This window comes from Aequorivita sp. CIP111184, assembly GCF_900489465.1.
Lineage (GTDB): Bacteria > Bacteroidota > Bacteroidia > Flavobacteriales > Flavobacteriaceae > Aequorivita.
In genome coordinates this window covers 1-12,217 of sequence record NZ_UEFQ01000019.1, presented here as the reverse complement: position 1 = coordinate 12,217, position 12,217 = coordinate 1, and the positions used below count along the sequence as shown (strand labels likewise).

General features: G+C 37.5%; 11 protein-coding genes. 5 read left to right on the top strand and 6 right to left on the bottom strand.

The window, feature by feature from the left end; genetic code table 11:
* Window positions 1-57: 57 nt before the first annotated feature.
* From AEQU1_RS07930 to alaS, 6 genes are all read right to left on the bottom strand, one after another.
* On the bottom strand, window positions 58-1,851 hold the full coding sequence (locus AEQU1_RS07930) for a sensor histidine kinase (protein ID WP_258455228.1): 1,794 nt from the start codon (window positions 1,849-1,851) through the stop codon (window positions 58-60).
* A gap of 3 nt (window positions 1,852-1,854) precedes the next feature.
* Entirely contained in the window at window positions 1,855-2,097 is a 243-nt protein-coding gene (locus AEQU1_RS07925) for a hypothetical protein (protein WP_111880219.1), read from the bottom strand.
* A 218-nt stretch (window positions 2,098-2,315) separates the two neighbouring features.
* Window positions 2,316-4,184, bottom strand: a complete 1,869-nt coding sequence (locus AEQU1_RS07920) for a PQQ-binding-like beta-propeller repeat protein (protein WP_111880218.1) — start codon at window positions 4,182-4,184, stop codon at window positions 2,316-2,318.
* A gap of 279 nt (window positions 4,185-4,463) precedes the next feature.
* The gene (locus tag AEQU1_RS07915; RefSeq protein ID WP_111880216.1) at window positions 4,464-4,982 is read right to left on the bottom strand and encodes a DUF6252 family protein; all 519 of its coding nucleotides are present in this window, start codon (window positions 4,980-4,982) and stop codon (window positions 4,464-4,466) included.
* Window positions 4,983-5,119: 137 nt separating this feature from the next.
* Complete coding sequence (locus AEQU1_RS07910; RefSeq protein WP_111880214.1) at window positions 5,120-6,103, bottom strand: GSCFA domain-containing protein; 984 nt, start codon at window positions 6,101-6,103, stop codon at window positions 5,120-5,122.
* A 58-nt stretch (window positions 6,104-6,161) separates the two neighbouring features.
* A complete protein-coding gene (alaS, locus tag AEQU1_RS07905; protein ID WP_111880212.1) occupies window positions 6,162-8,774 on the bottom strand; it encodes an alanine--tRNA ligase in 2,613 nt (870 codons plus the stop codon).
* Window positions 8,775-8,896: 122 nt separating this feature from the next.
* On the opposite strand from alaS, the gene AEQU1_RS07900 reads away from it, so the two are divergent.
* Genes AEQU1_RS07900 through AEQU1_RS07880 form a run of 5 tightly spaced genes read left to right on the top strand, consistent with a single transcriptional unit; the run spans window position 8,897 to window position 12,170 of the window.
* Entirely contained in the window at window positions 8,897-9,874 is a 978-nt protein-coding gene (locus AEQU1_RS07900) for a M23 family metallopeptidase (protein ID WP_111880210.1), read from the top strand.
* Window positions 9,875-9,913: 39 nt separating this feature from the next.
* Window positions 9,914-10,243 carry a MerR family transcriptional regulator gene (locus tag AEQU1_RS07895; protein ID WP_111880209.1) on the top strand — a complete coding sequence of 110 codons (330 nt, stop codon included), beginning with the start codon at window positions 9,914-9,916 and terminating at the stop codon, window positions 10,241-10,243.
* A 14-nt stretch (window positions 10,244-10,257) separates the two neighbouring features.
* Complete coding sequence (locus AEQU1_RS07890) at window positions 10,258-10,866, top strand: LemA family protein (protein ID WP_111880207.1); 609 nt, start codon at window positions 10,258-10,260, stop codon at window positions 10,864-10,866.
* The gene (locus AEQU1_RS07885) at window positions 10,866-11,327 is read left to right on the top strand and encodes a TPM domain-containing protein (RefSeq protein WP_111880205.1); all 462 of its coding nucleotides are present in this window, start codon (window positions 10,866-10,868) and stop codon (window positions 11,325-11,327) included. Before AEQU1_RS07890 ends, AEQU1_RS07885 begins: the two co-directional genes overlap by 1 nt.
* A gap of 45 nt (window positions 11,328-11,372) precedes the next feature.
* Window positions 11,373-12,170, top strand: coding sequence for a YgcG family protein (locus AEQU1_RS07880; protein ID WP_111880203.1), 798 nt, complete (start codon window positions 11,373-11,375; stop codon window positions 12,168-12,170).
* Window positions 12,171-12,217 lie beyond the last annotated feature (47 nt).

The window sequence follows — 12,217 nt, the reverse complement described above, 5'->3', positions numbered from 1 at the left end:
ATAAAGATACTAAAAATACATTTTAAGAATTACAGAGAAAATAGGGCAATTGCCGTATTAATTAATTTTTTCTAAAGGTAATTTTGGCGCATTTAACGTAATAGAAGTTCCCTTTTTCGAAGACTTTATTTGAAATGTCCCCTTAATTTCACGCGCGCGTTTTTTCATGTTGTTCAATCCATTGCCCAGTTCAATGGTTTCTTGGTCAAACCCGTTGCCGTTATCAGCGATTTCAATTTGATATTGGGTTTCCTTTTCTGAAATATTTACCTCAATTTCATCTGCTGAGGCATATTTCAAAGAATTGTTTACTGCCTCTTGAATAATCCTGTAAATATTCATTCCTTCCACAGAAGTAAAAACGTGAGTCTGATCAACATTTTTATCTATATTAAAAGAAAAATCAATTCTGTCGGAAGCATTTTTGGCGTGCTCTATAAAGTTGGCGATTCGCGCCTGCAGGTCTTCAAAGGTGATATTTTCCTTATTCATTGCCCAAATAGTATCGCGCAATTCATAAATAGTTTGGGATGTGAAATTGCTAATATTGGTAAGTTTATTGCCCAATTTTTCACTAATGTCTGTAAACCCAAATTTCAGATTGTCAATGCTGGAAATGATGAAGGTGAGTTGTGCCCCAATGTTGTCATGCAGATCGCGCGAAATTCGCAAACGCTGCTCCTGCAATTTGTTTTGAGTTTCTATTTTAGCCAACGCATTTTTTAGCTCACCCTCCTTTTGAAGTTGCCGATTTTTCAATTTTTGCTGACTGTAAAGTAAATAACCCAATAACCCCAAGACTAGAGCAAGCCCTAAACTGCCAAAAATAAAAGTGTTTTTTCGGCGGACTTCCAAATCCTTTTCTGCTAATTGAGCGCGTTGTTGAAGGATTTCATTTTGTTTCTTTTCGGTTTCAAATTCAATATTAAGAGAAGCGATGCTTTCCTGGACTTTTATACTATGCACACTATCTTTTACCGTTGAATATTGCTCAAAATAATACAAAGCTGAATCCGTATTATTCAACTTTTTGTATATATCTGAAAGCATTTTGTAGTTATACTGTGTAAGGTTTTGGTATTGTTTTTTAAGCGAAATAGGCAGTGATTTATGCATTAACGGAATTGCGTCGTTCCATTTCTTTTCTGCCATAAAAACCTCGCCCAATTGAGTGTAGTTTTCTGCAATTCCTAACGAATCTGCCCACACCAATCGTTGCTGAAGCGATTTGTTGAAATATTCCCTAGCCTTTGAATAATTTTCCTGCAAACCATAAACTCCAGCCATATTGCTCCAACTATACGGAATGCCAATGGTATCATTAATCTTTAGTTTAATTTTTAAACCTCGGTTATAATAATAAAGTGCACTGTCCAACTCTTGGTTAATTTCTTTTAAGACCCCGTAATTGTTATAAATGTCCTTTAATTCTTTCTCAAAATTATTAGCTTCAGCAACAGTTTTTCCCTTTTGCATGTAATAAATCGCCTGTTTTAAATCGCGGTATTTCATGCTGTAACCCATTTCAGCGTAGTAATCTGCTACCCTGTCTAATTTGTTCAGTCTTTCATAGATTTTTATTCCTTCAATTGAACTTTTGGCACTTTCCTCATATTTGCCTTGATAGCCATAAACCAAGCTGAGTTGTGAGTAAGCATCAGCCATGCCAAGCTCGTATGAGATTTTTTCGGCGTCTTTTAAATTTTTTTGAAATAGAGAAACTATGGAATCCTGTGGAATATTAAGTCCTTGAACATAGAGTTTATTTATGGAATCAATGATTTGTTTATTCTGCGAAAAAGTGGCCGTAATACTGAATAAAAGAAAATGGAGAAGAAGAAATCGCTTCATATCTTATAGTAGGGTTTCCGGTTGTACTATTAATGCTTCATTAAGATTGAACTTTAAAAAATCGTAGGTGTTCAAATTCGAATTTCTAAAATTTATTTGAAAACGATTGGTAGAAATGGCCGTTTCAAGCATAGAAATTTCTTCATTGTGAATGCGCACCAACGCCCTTTTCCCGGTAAAGAACCAAACCAAAAGCCCAATAATTAAGCTGAGTATAATTATGATTATGGCAGTTTGAAAAAACATATTTTGAGTTTGGTTTTAAAACCTAAAGATAACTCATTTTCATTTTTAACCATATAGGGCAATTGCCTTATTTAATTTTGAGATATTAATGTCTTCTCTTCTGGATTTTCTTCATTTAAGACTGATAAAAAAATAAACCCCATAGTTGAACATGGGGTTTCAAAACCGTAGACGCTCCTCACTTCGTCCTCGGTTTGATAAATAATCTGGCTAGTAGATTATTTTTTAAGATCATACGCAAAAATTGAGTTGTTATCTGCTTTGTAATAAAGCAACCCTCCAATTTCATCTACTATATATTCCGGCTGTTTGTCTTTAAGCACAATTTCCTTTCCTTTTTCACCAGTATCCTTACTCAATTTCACGAGACCTACACCATCTTCAAGTTTGGTAAGTATAAATTGGTCGTCTTTAGTAGCTGCGGTTGCTTTGAAACGTTTAAGCATTTCAGCAATTGACGCTCCCGTTGCGGCAGCCATTCCTCCGGCTAGATCGGCATCAATTTCAGACTGCCTGTCATATCCAGCCAATTTGTTTTGCATAGAAGAGTTTGCAGCAGCCATTGCTGTTGTTGCCGATGCTACTGCTGCTACTGCAGCTAAAATAGCACCCATAGCACTTTTCCCCGGCGCACGGTAATATTCTTGCCATTGCTTACCGCCATTCCAGTCCATTAAAAGCATATTTTGATCACTGGTCAATAGAATTCCGCCATCTCTAATTTCTACGTGTGAGGGAGCTTCCTTGCCATCAAATTTTGACTCGGCCAACGTAGTTACAGCACCAGAAGTGGCATCTACAGCAAATAAGTTTTCGTCTGCACTAATAAGATAGCGATTGTTTTTACTATCAAAAGTTGAGCTCACAGCGTCAGCTCTTTTATATTTTAAAGGTTTGTCCCAAACTTGATCGCCAGTTTTAAGGTTTACAATATTAGCATCTTCAGAAGTGATATAAATCAACCCTTGTGGTGTTTCAGCCATCGTTAAAATATTCTCTCCTGTTTTTAAGGGCTTTTTGAAAAGCGTCTGTCCATCAAACGAAATCTTGTTGATTCCTCCTTGGTAAATTCCGAAAAGAATTCCGTCTTCCATTATGTAGAAATGCTGAACGTAGCCTTTTGTTTTTGGTGCTTTCTCCCAAAGATCTTCCCCGTTTGAAGCATTCAAAAATGCGATGTTAGATTCGTTGCTGCGCGCAAAAACACTTTCATTGCCGCCATCGCTTTGATTGCTCACCACAGCAATACCATTTGGAAGAATTTCAAAATTCACTACTTGCCCTTTTACTTTATGATCGTCTTTCCAAAGCTCAGCGCCGTTAATTCCTAGTTTGTGAATACGAGTATTTTTTCCTTGGTTTACTAGTTCAAAAGCATAAATTTCAGTTTCTGATGCATCGGCAACAAGTGAATTCATATTCTTCATGTCATTTTGCCAAATAAGTTCTCCTGTTTGAGCCTTCATATTAAAAACCCCTTGGGAAGTTGGCACAACCAGACTATTCTTTAACAGAAGCGGTGTTCCTGTAACAGCATAAGTTTTCGCTATACCTACTCGTCCTGGCTCGCCTATATCAAACCTATAATCTTCTTTTCCAGTGTTAAGGTCATAAACAGCGACTTGTTGTGCATATTTTTCTTTTGAAGTTCTATTCCCGCTTACCACTAATTTATTTTGAGGCATCATAACAGTGCATGTTATAACATCTTTCCACCCATTACTTTCTGTACTAAAAAGCGTTTTGCCTGAAATATAATCAATAACTGTTTTTTTAGAGCTCAAATTGGCAAAACCACCTTGATAAACTATTACATAAGGTGCATTGGGAATATAAGTAAGCTCCTCTGGTTTTACTCTTCCGTATTCTGTGAAATTAAACAACAGTTGGTTGCTACCTGGTTTTATCCCCACAAGACCATCGTTGGTAGCAACAACCATTGTTCCTCCTTGCGTTAATGACATTTCGTTTATTTTGGCTCCGGTATCATATCGAAAATCCGGTTGCTCTGCTTTTTGGGCAGCAATGGTAAATGTCATAAACAAAGAAAGACAAGCCATTGCGTAAAATTTAATTGAAGTTTTCATAATTGTGGTTTTATACGTTGATGATTCAAAGATGCTTCAGAAAAAAAGTGAAATCAATAGGGCAGTTGACGTATTTTGGTTGATGGTTGATGGTTAATGGTTAATGGTTAATGGTTAATGGTTAATGGTTAATGGTTAATGGTTAATGGTTAAAAAATAAAATTTAAACTTCTAAACTCATAAACTAATCGACTCAATAAAAAAACCGGAGGAAAAACTTGCGTTTCGCCCCCGGCCCACGTAAAAACCTCAACATAGAGATTTTCTTTATAGCTTTTATTAAAAGTTTACATTGAAAGAACCTTCGGTAATTTCTTTAAAGGTGCCATCTGCATTTTTCCCTCGAAAATTAAAAGTTCCTTTAATATTTGTGCTTGAAATATCAGAAACTTTTATTTCACCAGCAACGCTAGTATCAAAAGGTGCAGTCCAGATTTGAGCATCAGTTGGATTGCCAGCATCTATTTCAGTATAGTTTGCAGTGTTAAAAACATTGGCTCCACCACCAATATTGTAGGAACCAACTCCATCAAAACCTCCCGCAATAGATAAAGTAATATTTTTTCCATTCATTGTGTTAGCCGTTATTAATAAAGTACTTGTTCCATTAGCATCACTGCGCACGGCACTTGTAAGAAGTGGTTCTGAATTATAACTGGACCCATTTACTTTTGCACTTACAGTTCCTGAAGCTGCTCCACCGCCACCGTCGCCACCGTCATCGTCTTTCTTACAAGAAGTTAAACTAATGGCAACTACGGCCATCAATACTAAAATTGTTTTGTTGAATGTTTTCATTTTGCTTGGTTTTAATTCTCCGCCTTAGCGGATACGTGATTATTAGTTGAAGCAAAATTGTCCCAAATGCAAACGTTTCACAATAGGGCAATTGACGTATTCTTTAGAAAGCAGTATTTGGATGCAGAGGGTAGTCCTTAAAATTGAATGTGTGGAAGCTGTTCTTTAAGTGCGGAAATTTTCTGTAGAAGATTTTCCAAAAACTGATGATGTTCTGCACTTGTTGGGTTGAAAGGTCTATGAAGCAAACCACTTTGAATGGAGGCAATTTCCATTTGAAGAGATTCCGTTTCAGAAGAAATCCACACGGTGAAAAATTTTTGCCAAATAATTTCGATTGCAGTTTTGTTGGGATGAATCATGTCTTCAGCATAAAATCTATAATCGCGCAGTTCATCCATCATTATTTCAAAAGAAGGAAAGTAATGGAATTGAAGATTAACGATTGAAGATTGCTGCCCTTCGACAAGCTCAGGGTGACAAATTGTTTGGTGGATTGCGGAAAGTAAATGTGCTTTACTCAGCGAATTTTCCACAAAACCATCTTTAATATGACGAACTGGTGAAACCGTATTTATTATAGTTGCATTTGGATTTATTTCTGAAATTCGATCAAAAATATTTTGAATGCTTTTTGAAATCGCTTTGATGGAAAGCAACTCTTTTGTGAAGTTTTTCTGCGGAAGTTTATGGCAATTGGCAACAACTTCTTTGCTTTCTTTTTCCCGATAAACCCATGAAGTTCCGAACGTAAAAATAATGTGAGTTGAAGAAAATAGTGTTTCGCGTAAACTTTGAAGCGCCGAGTTAAGACTCTTTAAAAATTCATCTTTGACCAAAGATGAAAGTTCGGAATGGGCTTCAAAACATTTCCAGATTTCGTTGTGATGAAAAATGTCTTTCTCAGAAAAAGAAACTTTTTCAATAGCACGAACAATCAGCTTTTCAATGGAAACTGGATTGAAAATAACCCCGAACGGATTCTGCAAATTCTGAAACTTATAAAAATCAAACTTTCCTCCAATATTTTCCGAAAAACAGCTTCCCAATAAAAGAATTTTCGAAGAATAATCTATTTGATATTCTTCGGGCTTTAGTGGTATTTCGGTTTGAAGTTTCATTTTTTAGTATTCAGTTTGCAGTTGCAGTAATCAGTTTTCAAGCTGCCACTGCAAACTGTTACTTTATAAATTCCTGTGCTTTTTCCAACGCCTCATCAATTCCCCCGGGATTTTTTCCACCCGCAGTTGCAAAGAATGGCTGTCCACCGCCACCGCCTTGAATGTATTTTCCAAGTTCACGGATAATTTTTCCAGCATCAAGTCCTTTTTCAGTAGCTAATTCTTTCGAAATGTAGCAAGCCAGTATCGCTTTGCCTTCGTGTTCTGATCCAAAAATCAAAAACAGATTTTCGGTTTCACCACCCATTTCAAAAGCTAAATCCTTCATTCCACCAGCATCCAAATCAATCTTTTTTGCGAGGAAATTTATGTCGTTTATTTGCTCTATTTCAGCTTTCAATTCGCCTTTTAAATTCTTCGCTTTGTCCTTTAACAATTGCTGAATCTGTTTTTGCAGATTGTTGTTTTCTTCCTGCAAGCTTTCTACAGCTTTTACAGGATCCTGTGCATTGTTCAAGGATTTTTGAAGCGTTGCAAACGATTCACTTCTATCAATAAAATATTGTTTTGCGGCATCTCCAGTAATGGCCTCAATCCTTCTAATTCCAGAAGCAACCGCGCCTTCAGAAGTGATTATAAAATGCCAAATATCATTTGTATTGGGTACGTGCGTTCCACCGCATAATTCCATCGATTTTCCAAATTTTATTGCTCGAACGGCATCACCATATTTTTCACCGAAAAGAGCAATAGCACCTTCGTCAATAGCTTGCTGGTATGGAATGTTTCTTCGTTCTTCCAAAGCGATTCCTTCACGGATTCTTGCATTTACAAAATTCTCAACTTGCTTTAATTCTTCATCATTCATTTTAGCAAAGTGTGAAAAATCAAAACGCAAATTTCTGCTGTGAACCATACTTCCCTTTTGCGCCACATGTTCGCCCAAAATATTTCGCAATCCTTGGTGTAGTAAATGCGTTGCAGTATGGTTTGATGCGGTTCGGCTGCGCTGTTTTTCGTCTACTCCCGCTTTAAAAGTGGTTGTTGGGTTTCGTGGAAGCGTTTTCGTAAAATGAATAATTAAATTGTTCTCCTTTTTGGTATCAACAATGTAAGTTACGCCACCATCCGTAGCTTCCAAATACCCTTTGTCGCCTACTTGGCCTCCACCTTCTGGATAAAAAGGGGTTAAGTTGAAAACAAGCTGGTACATTTCGCCGTCCTTTTTACTTTCTACTTTTCTGTAACGCGTAATTCTTACTTGAGTCTCCAAAGTATCGTACCCCACAAATTCCTCCACATCATCCTTTTCCAAAACAACCCAATCGCCAGTTTCTACTTTGGTAGCTGCGCGAGAACGTTCTTTTTGTTTTTTAAGCTCAGCATCAAACTCTTTTTCATTTAAAGAATACCCGCGTTCACGAAGAATTAAAGCCGTTAAATCTATCGGAAACCCAAAAGTATCGTATAATTCAAACGCCTTCTTTCCTGAAATTTCTTTTGAATCTGCGGTTTCAATAACATTTTCTAGCAAAACCAAACCTTGATCAAGTGTTCGCAAAAAAGAATTTTCCTCTTCGCGGATAACGTTTGTAATCAAATTCTTTTCATTAATTAACTCTGGAAAAGCATCGCCCATTTGCGCGCTCAGCGTTTCAATTAATTTATAAATGAAGGGTTCTTTTTTATCCAAAAACGTAAATCCGTAACGGATTGCCCTTCTTAAAATTCTACGAATTACATAACCAGCACCAGTATTACTTGGCAATTGCCCATCTGCAATTGAAAATGCAACGGCACGAATGTGATCGGCAATTACGCGGATGGCGATATCTTTCTTTTCGTCTTTACCGTATTTTGAATTTGTTATTGCACCAATTTCACGAATTAAAGGTGTAAAAACATCGGTGTCATAATTGCTCTGTTTATTTTGCAAAACCATACACAAACGTTCAAAGCCCATTCCTGTGTCAACGTGCTGTGAAGGTAGTTTTTCAAGACTACCACTAGCTTTTCGGTTGAATTGCATAAAAACCAAATTCCAAATCTCTACCACTTGCGGATGGTCGTTGTTCACTAAATCTTTTCCTGGAATTTTCGCTTTTTCTTCCGCTGAGCGAATATCTACGTGTATTTCGCTACACGGGCCGCACGGACCTTGGTCACCCATTTCCCAAAAATTGTCTTTTTTGTTGCCATTTAAAATTCGGTCTTCGGGAACAAATTGTTTCCACAAATTGTAGGCTTCAGTATCCCGTTCCAAACCTTCACTTTCGTCGCCTTCAAAAATGGTGACGTAAAGAATGTCTTTATCAATTTTTAAAACTTCGGTCAAAAGTTCCCATGCCCATTCGATGGCTTCTTTTTTGAAATAATCTCCAAAACTCCAGTTTCCCAGCATTTCGAACATGGTGTGGTGATAGGTGTCCATTCCCACTTCTTCCAAATCGTTATGCTTTCCGCTAACGCGAAGGCATTTCTGTGTATCTGCAATTCGGTTGTTTTTGGGTTTTCCATTTCCCAAAAAATATTCCTTAAACGGGGCCATGCCACTATTGATAAACATTAGGGTTGGATCATTTTTTACAACCATTGGAGCCGATGGTACAATAAGGTGTTGTTTTGACTCGAAAAACTTTAAAAATTGGGAACGTATTTCCTTAGACTTCATTTGTTATAAATTTATGCTAAAATTAAGGGTTGGGCGCACTGGTAAACAATTTCTATATTTGTAAAACGTTACATTTAATTCGCGCCAACAAGCAACGCGCAAAAATAGCAATTTTTTAACGCATGTCTAAGGTTAAATATTATTACGATAGTGAAACGCTTTCGTACCGAAAAATAGAAAAGAAAAAAGGGAGAAAACTGAAGATTTTCGTCCTTAGTCTTTTGGGAATGTTTCTAAGTGGTTTTTTGCTGCTTCTTATTTATATAAACCTTCCATCTGTTCAGACCCCAAAGGAGTTATCATTACAACGAGAGCTAAACAATATGGAGCTTCAGTTTGAACTTCTGAATAAAAAAATGAATCAAGCCCAAGCAGTTTTAGCGGAAGTGGAAGACCGCGATAACAATTTGTATCGCGTTTATTTTGAATCAAACCCCATTCCCGAAGAGCAGCGAAAAGCAGGTTTTGGTGGGATAAACCGTTACAAGGATTTGGAGGGCTTTGATAATTCAAAATTGATTATTAACGCAACACGAAACCTAGATATCTTGACGAAGCAAATTGTGGTTCAATCTAGATCTTTAGATGAAATAGCAAAACTTGCAGAAAAAAAGGAAAAACTTTTGGCTGCCATTCCTGCAATCCAGCCAGTAAAGAATGAAGATTTAACCCGTATGGCTTCAGGATATGGTTACAGAACAGACCCTTTTACAAAAGCTAGAAAGTTTCACTACGGAATGGATTTTACCGCTCCACGCGGAACCCCTGTTTATGCAACGGGTGATGGTGTTATTTCGCGAGCAGATAATACCGCCACTGGCTACGGAAACCACATTGTAATCGACCACGGTTACGGCTACGAAAGTCTTTATGGACACTTGTATAAATATAATGTTCGCGCCGGACAAAAGGTACAGCGGGGAGACATTATAGGTTTTGTGGGCAGTACTGGAAGAAGTGAGGCACCGCACTGCCATTATGAGGTGTTTAAGGATGGTGAACGCATTAACCCGATAAATTTTTATTACGGAAGCTTAACTGCGGAAGAATTTGCAGAAATACTTACAAAAGCACAACAGGAAAATCAGTCTTTAGACTAATCTTTCAAAGCTTACAACTAAAAATAGATTACTTAAAAAATGCACATAGACCTACCCGAAAGATTATATTATAGCATTGGCGAAGTAGCCGAGGCTTTTGGCGTGAATACATCGCTGATACGTTTTTGGGAAAAGGAATTTGACGCATTGAAACCAAAAAAAAACGCCAAAGGCAACAGAAAATTCACGCCACAGGACATAAAAAATTTGGAACTGATCTATCATTTGGTGAAAGAGCGTGGATTTACGCTGGAAGGAGCAAAAATTCATTTAAAGGAAAACAAACAAAAAACACTAGCCCAGTTTGATATTATACGTAAATTGGAATCAGTAAAAGCAGAACTTTTAAAAATCAAAGAACAACTCTAAAAACTAATCGCATCATGAAAAAATGGTTACCCATTATTATTATTCTTGGCATTATTCTTCTCATTGGCGCCTATATGGCCAGCCTAAACAATAAACTGGTTGTACTGGACCAAAATGCAACAGCCCAATGGGCAAATGTGGAAAGTTCTTACCAACGCCGTGCAGATCTTATTCCAAATATAGTAAGCACCGCAAAAGGTTATGCCGAATTTGAACAGTCAACTTTAATTGCTGTAACTGAAGCTAGAAGCAAAGCAACGTCTGTCACTATTGACCCAACGAATATTACACCTGAACAATTAGCGCAATACCAAGAAGCACAGGCAGGTGTTACCTCCGCTCTTTCGCGCTTGTTGGCCGTTTTTGAAAGATATCCAGATTTAAAGGCTAATGAAAATTTCAAGGAATTGATTAACGAACTGGAACGTACCGAAAACCGCATAAACGTTGAGCGAAATAGGTTTAATGACACTGCGCGTGAGTTTAATACAAAAGTAAATCAATTTCCCACAAAAATGTTTGCGGGTATGTTAGGCTTCCACGAAAAAGCATATTTCAAGGCAGATGCTGGCAGTGAAAATGCACCAAAAGTTGATTTTGACTTTGGAAAAGATAAAAAATAATGTCTAAAGTAGAAGATTTTCTTACTTCGGAAGAAGAAGCTGTCATTGTTGGAGCTATTCGTATTGCTGAAAAAAACACTTCAGGCGAAATTCGGGTGCATTTGGAACCAACTTCCATTTCCGCAGAAGAACCCCACGAAGCTATTGATGCCTTTGACCGAGCAGCAGAAGTATTTGATATGCTGAATATGCAAAATACTGCAGAAAGCAACGGTGTGCTCATTTATGTAGCTGTAAAAGACCGTACGCTTGTAATAATGGGCGACAAAGGCATTAACGATATCGTTGGCCAGAATTTTTGGGAAAGCACCAAAGATATTATCATAAACCATTTCAAAAATGGCGATATGAAACAAGGTTTGGTGGAAGGAATTTTGAAAGCTGGAGAACAGTTGAAAAAACATTTCCCTCACAAAAAAGACGACAAGAACGAACTTCCAGATGATATTTCGGTAGGTTAATTTAGTAGTCAGTTCACAATAATCAGTATCCCGTAAAAAAAATTAATGAAACTATTTCTTCAGAAATATAAAATTCTATTTGTAGTAATTGCCATTTCATTTTTTTCTGAAAATGTTTCGGCTCAATATGATATTCCACCGGTTCCTTCGGTTCAGACTTCACTGTATGATTATGTAAACCTGCTTACTCCTTCACAGAAAACTGCTCTGGAAAGCAAATTAATTCGTTATGCAGATTCCACGAGCACGCAAATAGTTTGTATTATTATTGGTTCTACTAACGGGGAAGATATTTCCATGCTCGGGGCAGAATGGGGTCAAAAATGGAAAATCGGTCAAAAAGGTGAAGACAACGGAATTGTAATCACGCTGGCAAAAGACGACCGCAAAGTAGATATAAATACGGGTTACGGCATTGAATACCGAATTACCGATTTAATGTCTGAACGAATCATCAACCGAATAATGATTCCTGAATTTAAAGCTGGGAATTATTATGAAGGGCTCGACAAAGGCAGTGATGCAATTTTTGCAGCCTTGAAAGGCGAATTTAAGGAAGACCGCGATTTTGAAAAAAAAGATAACGGCAAATTTCCATTTTTTATCATCTTCGTTTTTATCATTATTATTCTCGCTTTAATCCGCAAAGGTGGCAAAGGCGGTGGTAAAGGAGGCGGCGGAAGTCTATTAGATATTATTGTGCTCAGTAGCCTTGGACGTGGTGGTTTTGGAGGTGGTGGCGGAAGCTTTGGCGGTGGCGGAAGTTTCGGCGGCGGTGGCGGCTTTGGTGGCGGTTTCGGCGGCGGAGGTGTCGGTGGGGGGGGCGCTAGTGGCGGGTGGTAGATTTTAAGAGAGAATATTATGATATTTAATTATCTATTTTAATCAAT

What these genes read in the sequence shown, in the direction of transcription:
- alaS (WP_111880212.1), bottom strand. Translation starts at nt 8,774, where the DNA reads ATGAAGTCTAAGGAAATACGTTCCCAATTTTTAAAGTTTTTCGAGTCA.
- AEQU1_RS07925 (WP_111880219.1), bottom strand. Translation starts at nt 2,097, where the DNA reads ATGTTTTTTCAAACTGCCATAATCATAATTATACTCAGCTTAATTATT.
- AEQU1_RS07930 (WP_258455228.1), bottom strand. Translation starts at nt 1,851, where the DNA reads ATGAAGCGATTTCTTCTTCTCCATTTTCTTTTATTCAGTATTACGGCC.
- AEQU1_RS07920 (WP_111880218.1), bottom strand. Translation starts at nt 4,184, where the DNA reads ATGAAAACTTCAATTAAATTTTACGCAATGGCTTGTCTTTCTTTGTTT.
- AEQU1_RS07900 (WP_111880210.1), top strand. Translation starts at nt 8,897, where the DNA reads ATGTCTAAGGTTAAATATTATTACGATAGTGAAACGCTTTCGTACCGA.
- AEQU1_RS07915 (WP_111880216.1), bottom strand. Translation starts at nt 4,982, where the DNA reads ATGAAAACATTCAACAAAACAATTTTAGTATTGATGGCCGTAGTTGCC.
- AEQU1_RS07885 (WP_111880205.1), top strand. Translation starts at nt 10,866, where the DNA reads ATGTCTAAAGTAGAAGATTTTCTTACTTCGGAAGAAGAAGCTGTCATT.
- AEQU1_RS07910 (WP_111880214.1), bottom strand. Translation starts at nt 6,103, where the DNA reads ATGAAACTTCAAACCGAAATACCACTAAAGCCCGAAGAATATCAAATA.
- AEQU1_RS07890 (WP_111880207.1), top strand. Translation starts at nt 10,258, where the DNA reads ATGAAAAAATGGTTACCCATTATTATTATTCTTGGCATTATTCTTCTC.
- AEQU1_RS07880 (WP_111880203.1), top strand. Translation starts at nt 11,373, where the DNA reads ATGAAACTATTTCTTCAGAAATATAAAATTCTATTTGTAGTAATTGCC.
- AEQU1_RS07895 (WP_111880209.1), top strand. Translation starts at nt 9,914, where the DNA reads ATGCACATAGACCTACCCGAAAGATTATATTATAGCATTGGCGAAGTA.